This window comes from Roseateles sp. YR242 (assembly GCF_900109745.1).
Taxonomy (GTDB): Bacteria; Pseudomonadota; Gammaproteobacteria; order Burkholderiales; family Burkholderiaceae_C; genus Roseateles.
Genome location: NZ_FOAV01000002.1, coordinates 732,960 through 751,840, shown reverse-complemented (window position 1 = coordinate 751,840; position 18,881 = coordinate 732,960). Strand labels below are relative to the sequence as shown.

The window sequence follows — 18,881 nt, the reverse complement described above, 5'->3', positions numbered from 1 at the left end:
TCAGCCTCCGACGATAGGTTGGAACAGCAGCACCTGGTCGCCATCGGCCAGCGGCGTGGAAGCCCTTGCGGCGCGGGGCACAAATCGGCCGTTCACGGCCGTGGCGACGGCGGTGGCCGCCAGCGACTCGCGGTCCAGCAGGTCCCGCACGCTCGTGCCCATGGGCAACTGCAATGGACGGTCGTCCAGGCGCACAGTGATGAAGTCAGGCGTCATGGTGGTGTTTCTGTGGTGCGCGCACCGCGCTGCACGGGTTGTTGAACGCGGCGGGGAGGTTGGTCGGGTGCCTGTCGGCGGGCACGAGCGGTCCGAGCCCGGCCTCCATCAACATCGCCTCCACCAGCGCGGGTGCCAGCAGCCAGCCGTGCCGGTACAGGCCATTGAGCCGGACCAGTCCCGGTTCGCAATGCGCCAGCGGCAGGTTGTCCGGCAAGGCCGGCCGCAGGTGCCGGTCCATGCGCAGGATGCGCGCTTCCGCCAGGGCCGGCATGACGCTGTGCGCCGCGGCCATGAGCTCCACAGCAGAGCGCAGGGAGACGGGGCTGCGGTCCTCGCTCTCGATCTCGCTGGCGCCGACTGCGATTTCGTCCGCCGTGCGTGGCACGAGGTAGACGCGGTGGCGCGGGTGCAGCAAGCGCAGCGGCCGTCGCAGGCCGTGCGAGGGCAGCCCCAGCGTCACGATCTCACCGCGGACCCCACGGACCGGCAGCGTCGGGCTGGCGCCCAGGCCACGGGTGTCGATGGCCCAGTCGCCGGCCCAGCGTCGGCCGTCCTGCAGAACCAGGCCACGTGGATGCACCTCGGCCACGGCGCAGCCCCAATGCCACTGGACAGGTTGAACACCTTGGACAGGCTGGACACCGCTGGCACCCGTGCCCGCCCACAGGCCAACCATGGCGGCCACAGGGGCGATCTGCCCCTCCCCGGGCAGCAGCCAGCCCTGCAGGCCGGGCAACAGTTCCGGTTCCAGGCCTTGCAGCCCTGCCGGGTCCAAGGGCACGGCGCCGGGCATGCGGGCGAGCGCCCGCTGGGCGGCCCCCAGGTCGCTCCGGTGCGCCAGCAGCAGGCTGCCCTCGCGGCGGAACGGCACCGGGGTCGGCAGCGCCGCCACGATGGCGGGCCACAGCGCCAGGGAACGCCAGCCCCATGCCGCCACCTGGGCGCCGCCCTGTTCCTGCTCCGCCAGCGGGCTCAGCATGCCGGCGGCGGTGAATGCCGCCGCGCCGGTGCCATCAAAAGACGGGGCCGGCCCTTGGGCCGCATCGAACACCAGCACCTCATGCCCGGCGCGACCCAGGGCCCATGCAAACAGGCGGCCGGCCAGACCAGCACCCGCCATGACGATCCTGGCCATGGCTCAGGCCGGCTGGATGGGGATGTAGAGCTCGCTGCCCGCAGCGCGGAACTCCGCGCTCTTGGCTTGCATGCCCGCCTGCATGCCCTCCGGGGCTCCGTCGGCTTCCAGCCGCGCGCTGTACTCCCGCACGTCCTGCGTGATCTTCATCGAGCAGAACTTCGGCCCGCACATCGAGCAGAAATGCGCCACCTTGGCACTGTCCTTGGGCAAGGTCTCGTCGTGGAACTCACGGGCGGTTTCCGGGTCCAGGCCGAGGTTGAACTGATCCTCCCAGCGGAACTCGAAACGCGCCTTGGAGAGCGCGTCGTCGCGCGCCCGCGCCGCGGGGTGGCCCTTGGCGATGTCGGCCGCATGGGCGGCAATGCGGTAGGCCATCAGCCCCTGCTTCACATCCTCGCGGTCGGGCAGGCCCAGGTGCTCCTTGGGCGTCACATAGCAGAGCATGGCGCAGCCGAACCAGCCGATCATCGCGGCACCGATGCCGCTGGTGATGTGGTCGTACCCCGGTGCAATGTCCGTGGTGAGCGGGCCCAGGGTGTAGAACGGCGCTTCGTCGCAGTGCTTGAGCTGCTCGGTCATGTTGGCCTGGATCATGTGCATCGGCACATGGCCCGGGCCCTCGATCATGGTCTGAACATCGTGTCGCCAGGCGATCTTGGTCAGTTCGCCCAGGGTGCGCAGCTCGGCAAACTGCGCCTCGTCGTTGGCGTCCGCGAGCGAACCCGGGCGCAGCCCATCACCCAGCGAGAAGCTCACGTCGTACGCCTTCATGATCTCGCAGATCTCCTCGAAGTGCGTGTAGAGGAAGTTCTCGCGGTGATGCGCAATGCACCACTTCGCCAGGATGGAGCCGCCGCGCGAGACGATGCCGGTGCGGCGCTTCACCGTCATCGGCACAAAGGGCAGGCGCACGCCGGCATGGATGGTGAAGTAGTCCACCCCCTGTTCCGCCTGCTCGATCAAGGTGTCCCGGAACAGCGCCCAGGTCAGCTCTTCGGCCACGCCGCCCACCTTCTCCAGGGCCTGGTAGATGGGGACGGTGCCGATGGGCACGGGGCTGTTGCGGATGATCCAGTCGCGGGTGGTGTGGATGTTGCGGCCGGTGGAGAGGTCCATCACGGTGTCCGCCCCCCAGCGGGTGGCCCACACCAGCTTCTCGACCTCTTCCTCGATGCCGGAGCTCACCGCCGAGTTGCCGATGTTGGCATTGACCTTCACCAGGAAGTTGCGGCCGATGGCCATCGGTTCCAGCTCGGGATGGTTGATGTTGGCCGGCAGGATGGCGCGGCCGCGCGCGATCTCGTCCCGCACGAATTCCGGCGTGATGAAGCCAGGAATGCTGGCCCCCAGGCCCTGGCCGCGCAGACGGTCCTCGCGTTCGGTGTCGGCGCAATACTCCTTCATCCAGGCGCGGCGGCCGTTTTCGCGGATGGCCACGTACTCCATCTCGGCGGTGATGATGCCGCGCCGGGCGTAGTGCATCTGGCTGACGTTGCCGCCGGCCCGCGCGCGCCGCGGGGCACGGGTGAGGGCATCGGTCTGGGCGCGCAACGCCTGCTGCTGATGGGATTCCCGCAGGCCGTCGTCGAAGAGCTGGATGGGGCGGCCGGTGTAGGGCTCGGTGTCGCCGCGGGCTTCGATCCACGCCGCGCGCGGCGTTGGCAGCCCCAGGCGCACGTCGGTGGACTCGGCCGGGTCGGTGTACGGGCCCGACGTGTCGTAGACGGCGATGCGTTCCCCATTGGTCAGCAGGATCTCTCGCAACGGCACGCGCAGGTGGGGATGCAGCACACCCGGCTCATGGGTCTTGCTGGAGGCGGGTAGCGGCGCCCGGCTGGCGGCCAGGCGCTGGTGCACATCCAATGCGGGTGCGGCGCTATCGGTGGAAGGGGCAGGGGGCAGGTGTTGCGACATCAGGCTTCTCCGGTGGGGCACCGGAGGCTGGGCCTGAACGGAACGCGGGCGCGGTCGGAACAGGTCCCGGGAGCATGATGCAGCGGACAAGGGCACTCCCAGACCAGGAGGGCGCCATGCACGGCCACAAGGAATCCGCGAGGGATGGCTCAAGGGGCAGGCTCTTCTTACGCCGGTACGAACCGGATCAAGTTCAGCGGGTCCACGGCTTCATCGCCATGTCTCAGCCCATATCGGGACCGCGTGTTCATTCACGCGGTCCAGGGCTCCCCGGAGCAGGCGCGCAGTATAGGAGCCTTCACGGCGGTGGCTCAAGCGCCATGCCCGTGACGGTTTCCTGGCGCAGGCCGTGGTGGGCGAACTGGTGCGGTGCGCCCGCCCATGGTGCTGCATGCACCGCGAGGCCCCATTCAGCACCGTGCCAGCGCCATGACCACGCATAAGCACATGCGGCGCCAATATATCGGCGCTGGAGAGCCTGTGACGATTTGTGAAATTTCCGACAACTCCATCATTCCGGACCCGGACCCCGGGCAAACACTGAGGAGAGGTCGCGCGGGTGACTTCTTACACTTTGTCGCTCCTCGCCGCGCAATTGTTTACAAAGAAGAATCGGCGACCAAGCTTCAAGAGGGTGGGAATCATGAGCAGCCGTAGTTTCAAGGTCATCTGGCCAAGCTGTCTGTCCGTGTGCCTGTTGCTGGTGGGTGGGGGTGCGAGCGCGCAGACGCCGGGGGCGAATGCTTCCAGCGCTGCAGGCGCTGCGGCAACCGACCCCAAGGCCCAGCAGCTCAGCGATGTCGAGCGTGCCAAGCGCGATGCGGACAAGGTCTTCCAGTGGATCAAGTTCCACGCGGAAAAGGGCGAGACCAAGAAGGCCGACAAGCCCGACAAGCCTGAAAAACACGAAGCCAAGGCCGAGCCCAAGGCGCCGACTGTGGTGGCCAAGGCCGCTGCACCAGCGCGCAAGGCGGAGGACGACAGCAAGACCGTGGCGGCAGCCGCCACGGCCACGCCTGCCGACACCCAGACCCAGCAGACCACCGCCCCCGCCTTCATGGGCCGTGTACCCGAGGTGATGGCCATGGCCGCCCCGGCCACCACGCCTGTCGTGGGCACACCGGCTCTGCCGCAACCCGAGCCCGAGCCGGCACCGGTGGCGGAGGAAGAGTCGCCTTTGCGCCTGCTCAGCAAGGTGGACCCGGAGTACCCGCGTTCGCTGCTGTCCCAGCAACGCAATGGCTCGGTCATGGTGAAGTTCACCGTACAGCCGGATGGCTCGGTGGATGCCGTCGAGGCCACCAAGTCGCCGGACCGCAAACTCAGCGCGGCAGCAATTGCTGCCGTCAAGCAGTGGCGCTTTGCGCCAGTGAACAAGCCGCGCTCGGTCAGCGTCGAAATCGGCTTCCAGATGGACTGAGGGCCATCCGGGGCCGGCTTAGCGCTGCTTGAACATCCCGGACTGGTCGAACGGCGACAGCGTCGCCGCCATGGCATCGAGGAACACCCGCGTGCGCAGCGGCATCAGCCGCCGCTGCGGGAACACCGCCCAGCAGGTCGAGGGTTCCGCACACCATTGCGGCAGCACCCGCACCAGCTCCCCTTGATCCACGAAGGTCTGCGCATATTGGTTGCCCACCCAGGTGATCCCCAGGCCCGCGCGGGCCATATGCAACAGCATGTCCGGCGCATTCACCAAGGTGCGCCGCTCCGGCACGCCCACCCAGGTGCGCTGCTCGTCCGCCGTGCCGTCGTGAATGCCGAACAGGCGCCACGGCAGGGGGTCGCCGGCCCGCCCCAGAATCATCAGCCCATGCATGCTGGTGAGCCCCTCCGGCATCTGGGGCTCACCGTGGCGCTGCAGGTAGGCGGGTGCGGCATACAGACCGCTGCCAAACATGGCCATGCGACGCGCGGCCAGTTGGCTGTCGGGTGGCAACTCCCCCATGCGCACCGCGATGTCGAAACCTTCGGCAATCAGGTCCACCCGGCGGGGTGACAGGTCCAGCTCCAGCTGGACTTCCGGATAGTCACCCACAAACTGGCTGAGCATGGGGCGCAGCATCTGATGGGCGAAATCCGCCGGCATGGACACGCGCAGCCGTCCGGTGGGGCGCTGCTGGCGATGCAGGGCCAGTGCCAGTGCGCTGTCCACCTCGCCGGCCAATGCGCGGGCATGGTCCAGCACGCCCTGGCCGAACTCGGTCAGGTTCAACCGCCGGGTGCTGCGCTGCAGCAGCTTCTCGCCCAGACGCTCTTCCAGCGCGGCAATGCGCCGGGATACGGTGGATTTGGGCAGATGAAGACGCTCCGCCGCGCGGCTGAAGCTGCCGGCTTCCATCACACGGGCAAATACCAGCAGGTCGTCGGCATCCAGGCTCATGGCGGTGGGGGCCGTGAGGCCCCGATTGTTCTATCAGTGGAACAATCTTATCCAAAGCGCAGTCTTCCGGTGCGCAGAGGGGATCAATACAGTGAAGCCATTCCCTCACACACCTGATCAACCCGGAGAGTCACCATGAACATTCTGCAAATCAACTCCAGCGCCCGCCGCCTGCAAGACGGCCAGGGTTCCGTGTCCACGCTGCTGGCCAATGAAGTCGTGGCTGGCCTCGTGGCCCGCCAGGCCGGCGCCAAGGCCGTGGTGCACGACCTGTCCGCCAACCCGCTGCCCCCGATGGACGAAGCCGCGCTGGGTGCGCTGTTCACCCCGGCCGACCAGCGCAGCCCTTCGCAGCAAGCGCGTGTGGCGTTGAACGACGCGTTGATCTCCGAGCTGCAGTCCGCCGATGTCATCGTGATCGCAGCGCCCATGATCAACTTTGGCGTGAGCTCGCAGCTCAAGAACTGGATCGACGCGGTGGCCCGTGCTGGCGTGACCTTCCGTTATGGCGCCAATGGCCCCGAAGGCATGGTCACCGGCAAGAAGGTGATCGTGGTGACCTCGCGCGGCGGTGTGCACCGTGGCCAGGCCACCGACAATGTGGTGCCTTACCTCCAGGTGACCCTGGGCTTCCTGGGCATGACCAACGTGGACTTCGTCTACGCTGAGGGCCTGAACATGGGGCCGGAAGCCACCGCCCATGGCCTGGCCAGCGCCCGTGCCGAAATCGCCGCCCTGCTGGGCGAAGCTCAGGCCGCCTGAGCGCGCCTCTTCCAGCCCTCGGGCTGGTTGGCCCCCCCCCACTGGCGCCTCTGAGCCCAGATGATTCACAGGAAAGGAATCTGTCATGTCTGCCGTTGTTTCCCCGGTCTCCACCATCGCGACACCTCGCCAGGTTGAGCGCCTGGTCCAGGGAATGGCCACCAGCGACGGGGCGGGCGTCAAGCTCACCCGCGTGCTGACCCAGGACCTGCAGCGCCGGCTTGACCCTTTCCTGATGCTCGATGCCTTCGGCACCGACAACGCTGACGACTACATCGCCGGTTTTCCCGATCATCCGCACCGGGGTTTCGAGACCGTGACCTACATGCTCGAAGGCCGCATGCGCCATCGCGACTCGGCAGGCAATGAAGGCCTGCTGGGCAGCGGCGGTGTGCAATGGATGACCGCCGGGCGTGGCGTGGTCCATTCGGAGCTGCCGGAACAGCAGGAAGGCCGCATGGAAGGCTTTCAGCTGTGGCTCAACCTGCCGGGCCGCGACAAGATGCGCGACCCTTGGTACCGCGACATTCCCAGCGGTGAGATCCCCGAGGTCTCGCTGCCGGGTGCCACGGTCCGGGTGATTGCGGGTGACAGCCACGGTGTGGCCGGCGCGATCCAGCGTGATGCCACCTTGCCGCTGTACCTCGATGTTCACCTGCAACCTGGGGCGCATTTCGAGCAAGCCATTCCGGAGGGCCACAACGCCTTCCTGTATGTCTATCGCGGCGCGGTGCGCTTCGACACCGGTTGCAAGGTGCCCGCCGGGCGCATGGCCATCCTGGCCAACACGGCCGGCGCCGACGGTGTGCGCTTTGATGCAGCAGAGGAAGGCGCGCGGCTCATCCTGATCGCGGGCAAGCCGCTGAATGAGCCCATCGCGCAGTACGGCCCCTTCGTCATGAATACCGAGGGTGAGCTGCTGCAGGCGGTGCGGGACTTCCAGGCCGGACGTTTCGCCTGACACGAGGCACCTGACAAGAGGTGCCTGACACGAGTGCCGCATGGGCAGGGCCAGTGGGCCTGCCCATGCCGCATGTACGCCCCGCGCTTGCCCTGCTCTTGAGGCGAACTTCTACAGCCTTCGCCCGACTGAGATCGCACACCAATATCGGGAGGCGACTCATGAATCACATTCCAGGCGCGGGCGCGCCGCATCGATGGGCAACGCTGGAAGAGGAAGCCTCGGCAGCGATCGCAACCATGTCCTTCTCCGAGCGGGAGCAGGGCTTGAACATTGCGCTGTCGCCGCAAGCCTTCTTCGACGGGGACTGTACTTTCCCCGTCTTCCTCCGCTCCCCCCAGGCAGGTCTCGCTCGGCTCGAAATTGCTACGGCGCTGAGCCTTCTGGGGGCGATGCTGGCCGATGTCGATCCACGTGGAGAGGCAGGTGAGGCGCTGATGAAACTGGGCCCTTTCCTGCAGGATGACCATGAGCAATACGCGCAAATGATGGGCCACGGCAAGCGGTGGCTATTGGCGGTGGTCAGATTGCTGCACGAAGGGTCAGTCGATCTCTCGGACCGCTCGGTGGTTTGCGGCATGCTGGCGCGGCGGCTGGTCGAGCCCGGGGCACAACCCGCCAAGGTCCTGGGGGGCGCCCTCACTTTCCTGCGGTGTCGCGCGGAAGGCGGCCAAGATGCGCATGCCATCCGGAAGATGCTTTATGAAAACATCTTGTCGTCCTATCTCCGGTCGACGGATTTCCGCCTCGCCGGCAACAAGGAACTGCTTGACCGCCGAGTGCAGGACCTGCTCACCGGGTTCGGGTTCGGGTTCGAACTGGCCGACAGCAGCAGGCCGGCGGTTGCGGGCCCGGGGGGGGCAATGACCGCTGCAGAGCTCAATGGCGCCGCCAAGCGCCTGCAGGAGAAGCAGAGCGCGGCTATGCTGTTGGTCGCGCACGAGGTGCTCAAGCGTGTCCAAGGCGCATTCGAATATACATGGGGCTATCAAACCCCAGCCGCAGGCACGCTCCAGCCGCTCCAGGAAGAGGCGGTTCGCGGCACCCTGGCACTCTTCGGGAAATCGCTGCGCTTTGACCTTCAGCGTCTGCTGGTGCAGCCGCCGCGCCGTGGCGAAAGGGCCGCAAGCTGGGATCTGCATAACGCCGACCAACTGACTCGCCAGCTCCAGAGGCAGTTGCCCGAGTTGCGTTCTGACGAGGAGCCCGATCTCCATGCAGGCCGCCAGCCATGGCCACGGAGTGCCCCGCCCGTCGTGTCCGGTGCGGCCATGCTCCCGCTGGATCCGCCGAGCCCGACCGACGAAGAAATATCGGACTCGGACAATGAAAGTCCGTCGCTCAGGGAGGGGCCGTCAACGAACACAAGACCGCATACCGCGCCCGCGGGCTCCCACTTCTCATCGTCATCCCAGACCCGGAGCCGCCCGGCCACTGCCCCGGCAGCGAGTCAGGACAAGGGTGTCGGGGGCACCGGTGTCTTCAGTGGCGGCACGGGTGGCGCCAGCAGGCGCGGACCGTTGTAGCCCTGCACCCGGCCAAAGACGCCCCCATCCTCGTGCTGGTTCCATTCGGCGGCATAACCGTTCATCTCTTCCCGCGTGCGGCCGACAAAGTTCCACCAGAGCAACACCGGCTCGTTGAATGGCGGCCCGCCCAGCAGCAGCGCGCGGCTCTTGCCGCCGCCGCTGCGCAGTTGCAGGGACTTTGCACCCGGCGCCACATAGAGCAGTTGCCCGGGTGCGCTGAGGCCGGTGTCTTCCTCATCCACCTGCACGGACAGCTCGCCCTCCAGCACCATCAGGCCGTATTCATGGTCCGGGTGCAGCAGCAGCTCGGCCGCAGCGGCGGCGCCGGCGCTCAGGTCCATGCCCAGCAGCGGGGAGTGGCTGGGCACCGGCGAGCGGTGGCCGGCCCACTCGCCCACCAGCAGCGTGGTGTCGAAGTCTCCGGTGCGAAAGTTGGGCAGCGTCGGGAAGTGCTCAAAGGCGGGCGAACCCTGGCGGATGGCATCGGGCAGGGCGATCCAGAGCTGTGCCAGTTGCAGCCGCGAGGTCAGCGATTCTTCGGAATGGCTGATGCCGCGCCCGGCCGTCATGAGGTTGACCTGCCCCGGGCGCAACACCTGCTCGGAGCCCAGGCTGTCCCGGTGCAGGATCTCGCCCTCGATCAGCCAGCTGAAGGTCTGCAGCCCGGTGTGCGGATGCGGGCCCACGCGCATCGGGTGTTCCGGCGGGAGGTCTGCCGGCCCGGCATGGTCCAGGAAGCACCAGGCGCCCACCATGCGGTGCTTGGGCGTGGGCAGGGCCCGTCGGATGGTGAGGCCACCCACATCGCCCAGATGCGCCTGCAGGCGCTCCCAGCGGGCGGGCGTGTAGTCAGAGTCAAGGCTCATGGGTGAGCTCCTTGTGCAAGGTCGTCAAGAATGGGGCAATCGGGGCGGTCGTCACCGTGACAGCAACTGGCCAGCGCCGCGAGGCTGCGTCGCATGGCCTGCATCTCGGCCATGCGTCGGTCCAGGTCGGCGATGTGGGCTTCGGCAATGCGCTTGACCTGGGCGCTGGCGCGGCGGCGGTTCTGCCACAGGGCGAGCAGCTCGGTGATCTCGGTCATGGAAAAACCCAGGTCGCGCGCACGGCGGATGAAACGCAGCGTGTGCACCTCCCGCTCACCATACAGCCGGTAGCCCGCTTCCGTGCGGGCGACCGGGGGCAGCAGGCCGAGCTGTTCGTAATGGCGCAGCATCTTGGCGGACACCCCCGAGCGTTCGGCGGCTTGGCCGATGGTCCAGGGAGCGCCGGTGCGCGTGGTGTCGCTGAGGGAATCGTGCATGGCAGGACGCAGGGTCTCATTCATGGCCGGTCTCCGTTCCATCGCTTCAGCAGCAGCGCATTGCCAAGCACCGACACGCTGGAGAGCGCCATGGCCGCGCCAGCAATCACCGGGCTCAACAGCCCCAGGGCCGCCAGCGGGATGCCCAGCAGGTTGTAGATGAAGGCCCAGAACAGGTTCTGGCGGATCTTGCGCACGGTGGCGCGGGAGATGCTGATGGCCTGCGCCACCAGGCGCGGATCGCCGCGCATCAGCGTGATGCCGGCGGTCTCCATTGCCACGTCGGTGCCGCCGCCCATGGCCAGGCCTACATCGGCGGCGGCCAGGGCGGGGGCGTCGTTGATGCCGTCGCCCACCATCGCCACCTGCGCGCCTTCGGCCCGCAGGGCCGCCACACGGCGTGCCTTGTCCTCGGGCATCAGCTCGGCATGCACCTCGTCCATGCCCAGTTCTCGGCCCACGACGGCGGCGGCAGCCTGGTTGTCGCCACTCAGCATGATGGTGCGCAAGCCCATGCGCTGGAGCTGTTGCACCGCCTCGGCGGCCGCCGCCTTGGTGCGGTCGCCGAAGGCCAGCAAGGCCAGCGGCAACGGTGGCTGGCTCCCGCGCTGTTGCGCGAGCCAGGAGACCGTCATCCCTTCAGCGTGGGCGGACGCCGCCTGGGCGTCCAGCCAGTCGGTTGCCACCCCGAGAGCGGCAAGCCAGCGGGTGCTGCCCAGCATCAGTTCGCGGCCCTTCACTTGCGCTTGTATGCCTCGGCCTGCGGTGGCGCGGGTGCCTGCAGCCGCCAGCACGGGCAGGCCGCGATGGCGGGCCTCATCCCGCACGGCGCGGCCCAGCGGATGTTCGCTGCCCTGCTGCAAGGCAGCGGCCAGTTGCAGCGCTTCCTCGTCGGCCATGCCGTTGAAGCCGGTGATGCGGCGCAGGTGGGGGCGGCCCTCGGTCAGGGTGCCGGTCTTGTCGAACACCACGGTGGTGACCGCGCGGGCCTGTTCCAGGGCATGGGCGTCCTTGATGAGCAGCCCATGGCGAGCCGCCACACCGGTGCCCACCATGATGGCGGCCGGCGTCGCGAGACCCAGGGCACAGGGGCAGGCGATCACCAGCACGGCCACCGCGTGGATCAGGGCCTGCGGCCAGTCACCGGTGGCGAGCCCCCAGGCCAGCAGCGTCAGCACGGCAATGGCGATGACCACTGGCACAAACACCGCACTGACCTGGTCCACCAGCCGCTGGATGGGGGCCTTGCGGGCCTGGGCGCCTTCCACCAGCCGGACGATGCGGGACAGCGTGGATTCCGCGCCCAGTGCGGTCACGGTCACCAGCAGCAGCCCTTCACCGTTCACGGCGCCGCCGACCACCGGATCACCGGCCGAGCGGGCCACGGGCAGGCTCTCGCCGCTGATCATCGATTCATCCACCAGGCTGTGGCCGTCCAGGATGCGGCCGTCCGCCGGCACCCGCTCGCCAGGTCGGACCGCAAGCGTGTCTCCCAGCCGCAGTTGTGCCAGCGGCACTTCCACGTCGGCGCCGTCCCGGCGCACGCGCGCCGTGTCCGGCCTCAGGGCCTTGAGTGCCGCCAGAGCGCCCAGTGTCTGCCGCTTGGCACGTGCTTCCAGCCATTTGCCCAGCAACACCAGCGTGATCACGGCGGCGGCGGATTCGAAATACAGTGGGGCGTGGCCCTGCTGCGTGAGCAAGCCGAACAGGCTCAACCCGTAGGCCGCACTGGTGCCCAGGGCCACCAGCAGGTCCATGTTGCCGCTGCGGTCCTTCAGTGCAGCCCAGCCGGCACGGTAGAAACGGGCGCCCAACCAGAACTGCACCGGTGTGGCGAGCAGCCACTGCACCCAACCCGCCAGCATCCAGTGCCGGCCAAACAGCAGGCCCACCATCGGCAGCACCAGGGGCGCCGACAGCAGTGCCGCCAGCGCCACGGGCCAGCCGGTGGCGGCCCATGGCGGCGGGACCGGACCGGTGGCCGAGCCGTCGCTGGGGATGTCGACGTCGCCGGGCAGCGTGGCGGCATAACCCGCCTTGGAGACGGCGGCCAACAAGGTGCTGGTGTCCACGCTTGCCAGGGCGCGCACCTGGGCGGTCTCGGTGGCCAGGTTGACCTCGGCGCTCTCGACCCCTGGCACCCGCTTCAGAGCTCGCTCCACGCGGCTGACGCAGCTGGCGCAGGTCATGCCGGCCACGGCGAGCTGGACGGCCTGCTCGGGCACGCTGAAACCGGCACTCACCACAGCGGCCTTGAGGGTGGACAACGGCAGGCTGGCGTCGGACCGAACTGTGGCGTGTTCGGTCGCCAGATTGACTTCCGCTCCCACCACGCCCGGAATGGCCTGCAGCCGTTTCTCGACCCGGCGCACGCAACTGGCACAGGTCATGCCCTGGATGGGCAGCAGCAGTTCCACGGCAGTCGACGCCGGGCGGGTGCTGCCGGCCGGCGGTGGGGGGAGGGTGGAGGTTTCATTCATGGCGGAAGTCTCGAGCTTGCCATGATGGGAAGGTCAAGGCCATGCCCTGATGGAGATAGGGGTCTGGGCCCGTGCGAGGGGTGGTCCCTTGACCTTGCCACCGTGGAAAGGTTTACGCTTGCGCCTGCGCATTCTGAAACTGCGGAGGTGGCCTCTCGGGGCGGAATGTGTCGGCGGGTGAACGTGGGGTGAAAGGCCCGGACTTGCACGCTCACGTCATCTGGCTGAGGTAGCGTTGCGGTTGCGCTTTTATGTTTTGTTTTCGGGAGGGTCCGACATGTATGAATTCAAGGTGCCTGACATGAGCTGCGGGCATTGCCTGGCCGCCGTGACTGAAGCCCTCAAGGATGCGGATGCCCAGGCCGACGTGCAGGTCAGCCTGGAGCAAAAGACGGTGAAGGTGCAGAGCGCGCTGGAGCGCGAACGCCTGGCGGCCGTGCTGGCCGAGGCGGGGTATCCGCCTGCGGCTTGAGGTGACGGCAGGCCCCGCGCCTCCCGGCGCAGGGCCTGGCTGATCAGGCCTTCTTGAGCGCGTCGCTGTCGAATGGCAGCTGGCGCAGCCGTTTGCCGGTGGCGGCGAAGATGGCATTGGCGACCGCCGGCGCGATGGGTGGCGTGCCGGGTTCCCCGATGCCGCCGGGCGCTTCAAGGCTGTTGACGATGTGCACGGCCACCTTGGGCATCTCGTTCATGCGCAGCACCGGGTAGTCGTGGAAGTTGCTCTGTTCCACCTTCCCGTCCTTGAAGGTGATGCGGCCGTAGAGTGCCGCCGACAAGCCATACACCACCGCGCCTTCGATCTGGCGCGCGATGGTCTGCGGGTTCACGGTCTGGCCGCAGTCCACCGCCGCGGTCACCTTGTGGACACGAATGGACCCGTCGTCCCCGACAGACACCTCCGCCACTTCGGCCACGAAGGTGCCGAAGCTCTCCGCCACCGCCAGGCCGCGGAAGTGCCCCTTGGGGGCCGGTGTGCCCCAGCCCGCCTTGGCGGCGGCCAGTTCCAGCACGCCCTTGGCGCGGGGTTGCTTGTCCAGCAGGGCGATGCGGTACTTGAGCGGGTCGGCCTTGGCGGCATGGGCCAACTCGTCGATGAAGCTCTCCACGAAGAAGGCGTTCTGCGAGTGGCCCACCGAACGCCAGAACCACACCTGCGGCCCCGGCTCCGCACGGCCGTAGGCAATGCGCTGGTTGGGGATGCTGTAGGGGTGGTCGGCCAGGCCTTCCACCGCCATGCTGTCCACGCCGGTGTCCGGAAGCTTCATGAAGCCCGAGGCGGCCATGATGGACGGGCTGGCCACATCCGCCTTCAGCTGCAGCGGCCGGCCTTGTGCATCCAGGGCCGCTTCGAAGCGCACGCGGGAGGTCGGCCGGTAGAAGCCGGCGCCCATGTCGTCCTCGCGGGCATAGATGAGCTTGACAGGGCTGCCGCTGATCTTGGAGAGCAGCGTGGCGTCGATGGTGAAGTCGGGCGCAAAGCGGCGTCCGAACCCGCCGCCCAGCAGCAGGGTGTTGACCTTGACCTTGGCGGGGGTGACCTGCGCCACCTGGCCGAGGATGCCCTGCGCCGGGCCCTGGCTCTGGGTGCCGGCCCAGATGGTGACCGAGTCGCCCTCGACCCAGGCCAGGCAGTTCAGCGGCTCCATGCAGGCGTGGGCGAGGTAGGGCACCTCGTACTGGGCGTTGACCCGTGTGGCGCCGGCCTCGGCGCTGAGCGTGCCGTCTTCGCGGGCCATGGCCTTGGCGTCCTTCAGGCCCTGGTCCAGTGCGGCGGAGATCTTCTCCTGCGAGAGGTCGGCATGCGGGCCCAGGTCCCATTCGACGGCGAGCGCCTCGCGGCCCTGGCGTGCCGCCCAGTAGCCATCGGCCAGCACGGCGACGCCGGAAGGCAGGGTGATGACCTTGCGGACGCCGGGCACCGCCTTGGCCTTGGTTTCGTCGAAGGCCTTGGGTTTGGCGCCCGCGATGGGGGCCCGTGCCATGACGGCGATGAGCATGCCGTCCACATGGGCGTCAATGCCGAACTTGGCGGTGCCATTGATCTTGGCGGCGCTGTCCAGGCGCTTGGTGGGCTTGCCCATGATGCGGAAGTCCTTGCGGTCCTTCAGTGCAGGCTTGTCGGGGACCGGCATCGTGGCGGCCGAGGCCACCAGCGAACCGTAGCTGGCCTTCTTGCCCGCCGGGCCGATGACGTGGCCGCGTTCGGTCCGCAGGGACTCGGCGGGCACCTTCCATTGCTGGGCGGCCGCCGCCACCAGCATCTGGCGTGCGGCGGCGCCGGCCTGGCGGACCGGGGTCCAGTGGGCGCGGACGGTGGTGCTGCCGCCGGTGGCCTGCATGCCGAACATGGGGTTGTTGTAGGCCTGGTCCACGGGTGCCTGCTCCACGCTGACCAGGGACCAGTCCGCGTCGAGCTCTTCAGCCAGCATCATGGGAATGGCGGTGAGCACGCCCTGACCCATTTCGGCCGAGCCGCAGAGGACGGTGACGCGGTTGTCCGGGGTGATGCGGAGCCAGGCGTTGGGGGCGAAGGTGTTGCTGGCCGGGGCGTCGGGGGCGGCCTGGCCCTGGGACTGGCCCTGGGCCATTGCGAACCGGCCGGCGGCCAGGGGCAGCGTGAAGGAGAGGGTAAGGGCGGCGCCCGTCTTGAGGAGGCCGCGGCGGGTGGGGCTGCCAATGGTGGCGCGTTCAACCGTGTTGCTCATGGTCAGCCTCCCTTGGCCAGGTGGGCGGACGCATCATGGATGGCCGCACGGATCTGGTTGTAGGTGCCACAGCGGCAGATGTTGCCGCTCATGGCGTTGTCGATGTCCGCGTCGGAAGGCTTGCGGTTGCCGGCCAGCAGTGCCGAGGCACTCATGATCTGGCCGCTCTGACAGTAGCCACACTGGGGAACGTCAATCTTGAGCCACGCATACTGAACCGCCTTGCCGCTAGGCGTGGCAGCCACACCTTCGATGGTGGTGATCTTCTTGCCAGCAGCCGCTTCTAGCGGCGTCTGGCAGGAGCGCACAGGCTGCCCGTCAAGATGGACCGTGCAGGCACCGCACAAGGCCATGCCACATCCGAATTTGGTGCCGGTCAGTTGAAGCTGCTCTCGCAAGGCCCAGAGCAAGGGCATCTGCGGGTCGGCCTCCAGCGAGACCTGCTTTCCATTGACCGTGAGCTTGATCGTCATGACTTCTCCTCCAGGGGGATGCCACGGTCGCACTTTTTCCAGTCCCGGATGGGCGGGGGCGCCGGGCGAGGTGCGAGAGCGTATCGCGAAAATCCGTTGGGGGGTTGCCGGATCCTACGAGGGGAGTGCACGTTTGAGGCGCCATCTTCGGCCACCCGGTGCCAGCCTCTGCCACTCCCTGCAACCCTCTGCCACTTCCTGCAATCCTCTGCCACCGCCAGAAGGTGCCGATCCGGCTACCTTTTGCTTCATGTCCCTCCTGTCCCGCTTCGCGGGCCTTTCCTCCCTTGACTTCCGCAAAAGGCACCCGGATCGTCACCTTCCAGAACCAAGGACTCCCACCCATCCCCTACTTCCACACTCGAGCAGCCGTCGATACAGCCGTGGACTGGTTCAACGCACCCACGATTTGCTCCTTGAGCCTGCGCAAGGCCTGGAGCTCCTGGTCCGGGGCCTGCAAGGCCGGCCAGAGCAGCGCCACAAGGTCGGCCGCAGCTCGGTCCACCTGGATCTCGCGCCCCGCAATGATGACCTCCCAGAGCATGTGCTCCATGGGGCCAAAAACGAGCGAGCGCAACATGCGCAGAGGAATGTCCTGCCGGACCTCGCCGCTGGCCTGCCCCCGCGAAAGCAGGTCCATCAGCGGCGCGGTGTAGCGCCGCTGCAGATCCACAAACGCCGCGCCAAAGGCCTGCCCATCGTCCTGGCTGAGCGTGAGCGTGGCCTCGCGCTTGCGCCCCTCGGAGAGCACCAGCTCGCACAGCCCCGTGCCCTGAATGAGGAACAGCCGCAAGTGGGTGTGAACAACGAATTCAAGCTGGTCCCGGATCGGGCGCTCCCGCGGTAGCCCACTTTCGATGGCCGCAATGATTTCGTCATACCAGTCCCCAATGACCCGCATGCATAGCTCGCGCTTGCCACGGAAATAGGTGAAGACCGTGCCCTCGGAAACCCCCAGCCGCTGCGCAATCTCCGTGGTGGTGGCCCGCTCGTACCCACGCTCGGCAAAAACCGCCCGGCTCTCCCGAAGAATGTCCTTCACCCGCTGCTCCGCCTTGGCACTGATCGGCGCACGGCGCTGCGAAGGCAGCGTCGCCGTCGCGGAACTTGACTTGGTCGACCGGGAAGAGGCGTGGGAGCTCATGGGGGCCCGATTGTGATCAGTTATTGAGCCGGGCTCAAGTCTTCTTGTTGAGCCCGCGCTTCTGGCTTATGCTTCGCGCCTCGCTCGGCCGCAGCTACCACTGAGCCGACAGTGCGGTGGCCGCCCAAGAGGCGGGACATCGCTTGAATTGAGCAACACTCATAAAGTCTTCTTCTGCTCAGGCCATGACGTGTCCTCCCCGTCAGAGGCTCAGACAGGAAGAAGACGCCCAGGAGACTTCATGCCCGTGCTGTCCACCCAGCTGAATGCCCGCTCGGCCGAGTTCAAGGAGAACGCGGACGCCATGCGTGCGTTGATCGAGGACTTGAATGCGAAGCTGGCCACCATCGCCCAAGGCGGTGGAGACACCGCCCGCGCCAGGCACGTGGCCCGCGGCAAGCTGCTGCCGCGTGACCGGGTGGAAATGCTGCTGGATCCCGGCACGCCGTTCCTGGAGATCGCCCCCCTGGCAGGCCTGGATATGTACGACAACGCCGCCCCCGGCGGCGGCGTGATCGCAGGCATCGGACGCGTCTCGGGCGTCGAATGCGTGATCGTCTGCAATGACGCCACAGTGAAGGGCGGGACCTACTACCCGATCACCGTGAAGAAGCACCTGCGCGCCCAGGAGATCGCGGACCAGAACCGCCTGCCCTGCCTCTACCTGGTGGATTCAGGCGGCGCCAACCTGCCCAATCAGGACGAGGTGTTCCCCGACCGCGACCACTTCGGCCGCATCTTCTTTAACCAGGCCAACCTGTCCGCCAAAGGCATCCCGCAGATCGCCGTGGTGATGGGCTCGTGCACCGCCGGCGGCGCCTATGTGCCCGCCATGAGCGACGAAACCGTGATCGTGCGGGACCAGGGCACGATCTTCCTGGGCGGCCCCCCCCTGGTGAAAGCCGCCACCGGGGAGGTGGTGAGTGCCGAAGACCTGGGCGGTGGGGACGTGCATACCCGCCTGTCCGGCGTGGCCGACCACCTCGCCGAGAACGACACCCACGCCCTGGCCATCGCCCGCCAGTCGGTGGCGCGGCTGAACTGGCACAAGCAGGGCGAATTGCTGATGCAGCCCGCCCGCCCACCGCTGCATGACCCCAGCGAGCTGCACGGCGTGATCCCCACCGATACCCGCAAGCCGTTTGACGTGCGCGAGGTCATCGCACGCCTGGTCGACGGCAGCGCGTTCGACGAGTTCAAGGCCCGCTACGGCAACACGCTGGTATGCGGCTTCGCTCACATCGAGGGCATGCCCGTGGGCATCGTGGCCAACAACGGCATCCTGTTCGCCGAGAGCGCGAACAAGGGCGCCCACTTCATCGAGCTGTGCTGCCAGCGCAAGATCCCGCTGGTGTTCCTGCAGAACATCACCGGCTTCATGGTGGGCCGCAAGTATGAGAACGAGGGCATCGCCCGCGCCGGCGCCAAGATGGTGACCGCCGTGGCCTGCGCCCAGGTACCGAAGTTCACGGTGATCATCGGCGGCAGCTTCGGCGCCGGCAATTACGGCATGTGCGGCCGGGCCTATTCGCCACGCTTCCTGTGGATGTGGCCCAACGCCCGCATTTCAGTGATGGGCGGCGAACAGGCCGCCTCGGTGCTGGCCACGCTCAAACGCGATGGCATCGAGGCCAAGGGCGGCCAGTGGGCCTCCGAGGAGGAAGAGGCGTTCAAGGCGCCCATCCGCGCACAGTACGAGGCGCAAGGCCATCCCTACTACGCCAGCGCTCGCCTGTGGGACGACGGCGTGATCGATCCCGCCGATACCCGCCGTGTGCTGGCCCTGGGCCTGTCCGCCTCGCTGAATGCGCCCGTGCCGGACACCCGCTTCGGCGTCTTCCGCATGTGATGATCGGCGCCATCGCCCCGC

16 protein-coding genes and 1 riboswitch are annotated in these 18,881 nt (G+C 67.7%); of the genes, 6 read left to right on the top strand and 10 right to left on the bottom strand.

Annotation, left to right across the window (positions count from 1 at the left end; translation table 11 throughout):
- The 3 genes from thiS to thiC are packed head-to-tail and all read right to left on the bottom strand — an operon-like array spanning position 1 to position 3,271.
- Positions 1 to 216, bottom strand: a complete 216-nt coding sequence (gene thiS, locus BMY53_RS06920) for a sulfur carrier protein ThiS (protein WP_092944963.1) — start codon at positions 214 to 216, stop codon at positions 1 to 3.
- Positions 206 to 1,354 carry an FAD-dependent oxidoreductase gene (locus BMY53_RS06915; RefSeq protein ID WP_092944961.1) on the bottom strand — a complete coding sequence of 383 codons (1,149 nt, stop codon included), beginning with the start codon at positions 1,352 to 1,354 and terminating at the stop codon, positions 206 to 208. The genes thiS and BMY53_RS06915 overlap by 11 nt, the downstream gene beginning before the upstream one ends.
- 3 nt (positions 1,355 to 1,357) lie before the next feature.
- A complete protein-coding gene (thiC, locus tag BMY53_RS06910; protein WP_092944959.1) occupies positions 1,358 to 3,271 on the bottom strand; it encodes a phosphomethylpyrimidine synthase ThiC in 1,914 nt (637 codons plus the stop codon).
- 147 nt (positions 3,272 to 3,418) lie between these two features.
- Positions 3,419 to 3,554: riboswitch (TPP riboswitch) on the bottom strand.
- A gap of 360 nt (positions 3,555 to 3,914) precedes the next feature.
- On the opposite strand from thiC, the gene BMY53_RS06905 reads away from it, so the two are divergent.
- Positions 3,915 to 4,691 carry an energy transducer TonB gene (locus BMY53_RS06905; RefSeq protein ID WP_092944957.1) on the top strand — a complete coding sequence of 259 codons (777 nt, stop codon included), beginning with the start codon at positions 3,915 to 3,917 and terminating at the stop codon, positions 4,689 to 4,691.
- Positions 4,692 to 4,709: 18 nt separating this feature from the next.
- Here the strand turns inward: BMY53_RS06905 and BMY53_RS06900 are convergent, their stop codons facing one another.
- Positions 4,710 to 5,654 (bottom strand): LysR family transcriptional regulator, encoded by a 945-nt coding sequence (locus BMY53_RS06900; protein WP_092944955.1) that lies wholly within the window; start codon positions 5,652 to 5,654, stop codon positions 4,710 to 4,712.
- Between the two features lie 135 nt (positions 5,655 to 5,789).
- Here BMY53_RS06900 and BMY53_RS06895 point away from each other — a divergent pair, with 135 nt between their 5' ends.
- From BMY53_RS06895 to BMY53_RS06885, 3 genes are all read left to right on the top strand, one after another.
- Positions 5,790 to 6,416 carry an FMN-dependent NADH-azoreductase gene (locus BMY53_RS06895; RefSeq protein ID WP_092944953.1) on the top strand — a complete coding sequence of 209 codons (627 nt, stop codon included), beginning with the start codon at positions 5,790 to 5,792 and terminating at the stop codon, positions 6,414 to 6,416.
- Positions 6,417 to 6,501: 85 nt separating this feature from the next.
- Positions 6,502 to 7,377, top strand: coding sequence for a pirin family protein (locus BMY53_RS06890; RefSeq protein WP_092944951.1), 876 nt, complete (start codon positions 6,502 to 6,504; stop codon positions 7,375 to 7,377).
- A gap of 161 nt (positions 7,378 to 7,538) precedes the next feature.
- Entirely contained in the window at positions 7,539 to 8,903 is a 1,365-nt protein-coding gene (locus tag BMY53_RS06885) for a hypothetical protein (protein WP_143073967.1), read from the top strand.
- Here the strand turns inward: BMY53_RS06885 and BMY53_RS06880 are convergent.
- Genes BMY53_RS06880 through BMY53_RS06870 form a run of 3 tightly spaced genes read right to left on the bottom strand, consistent with a single transcriptional unit; the run spans position 8,828 to position 12,689 of the window.
- Positions 8,828 to 9,772: a pirin family protein gene (locus BMY53_RS06880; protein ID WP_092944947.1), complete on the bottom strand. Its 945-nt coding sequence runs from the start codon at positions 9,770 to 9,772 to the stop codon at positions 8,828 to 8,830. The genes BMY53_RS06885 and BMY53_RS06880 overlap by 76 nt on opposite strands.
- Positions 9,769 to 10,209 carry a Cu(I)-responsive transcriptional regulator gene (gene cueR / locus BMY53_RS06875; RefSeq protein WP_177200776.1) on the bottom strand — a complete coding sequence of 147 codons (441 nt, stop codon included), beginning with the start codon at positions 10,207 to 10,209 and terminating at the stop codon, positions 9,769 to 9,771. Before cueR ends, BMY53_RS06880 begins: the two co-directional genes overlap by 4 nt.
- Before the next feature lie 20 nt (positions 10,210 to 10,229).
- Positions 10,230 to 12,689, bottom strand: coding sequence for a heavy metal translocating P-type ATPase (locus BMY53_RS06870; protein ID WP_092944943.1), 2,460 nt, complete (start codon positions 12,687 to 12,689; stop codon positions 10,230 to 10,232).
- A gap of 277 nt (positions 12,690 to 12,966) precedes the next feature.
- Between BMY53_RS06870 and BMY53_RS06865 the strand changes: the two genes are divergently transcribed.
- The gene (locus tag BMY53_RS06865) at positions 12,967 to 13,161 is read left to right on the top strand and encodes a heavy-metal-associated domain-containing protein (protein WP_092944941.1); all 195 of its coding nucleotides are present in this window, start codon (positions 12,967 to 12,969) and stop codon (positions 13,159 to 13,161) included.
- A 43-nt stretch (positions 13,162 to 13,204) separates the two neighbouring features.
- On the opposite strand, the gene BMY53_RS06860 is transcribed toward BMY53_RS06865, so the two are convergent.
- The 3 genes from BMY53_RS06860 to BMY53_RS06850 all read right to left on the bottom strand — a co-directional run bounded on the left by BMY53_RS06860 (position 13,205) and on the right by BMY53_RS06850 (position 17,011).
- Positions 13,205 to 15,394, bottom strand: a complete 2,190-nt coding sequence (locus tag BMY53_RS06860; RefSeq protein ID WP_092944939.1) for a xanthine dehydrogenase family protein molybdopterin-binding subunit — start codon at positions 15,392 to 15,394, stop codon at positions 13,205 to 13,207.
- A 2-nt stretch (positions 15,395 to 15,396) separates the two neighbouring features.
- Positions 15,397 to 15,867, bottom strand: coding sequence for a (2Fe-2S)-binding protein (locus BMY53_RS06855; RefSeq protein ID WP_092944937.1), 471 nt, complete (start codon positions 15,865 to 15,867; stop codon positions 15,397 to 15,399).
- Positions 15,868 to 16,216: 349 nt separating this feature from the next.
- Entirely contained in the window at positions 16,217 to 17,011 is a 795-nt protein-coding gene (locus BMY53_RS06850; RefSeq protein WP_092944935.1) for a TetR/AcrR family transcriptional regulator, read from the bottom strand.
- A gap of 241 nt (positions 17,012 to 17,252) precedes the next feature.
- Here BMY53_RS06850 and BMY53_RS06845 point away from each other — a divergent pair, with 241 nt between their 5' ends.
- Positions 17,253 to 18,860, top strand: coding sequence for a carboxyl transferase domain-containing protein (locus tag BMY53_RS06845; protein WP_092944933.1), 1,608 nt, complete (start codon positions 17,253 to 17,255; stop codon positions 18,858 to 18,860).
- Positions 18,861 to 18,881 lie beyond the last annotated feature (21 nt).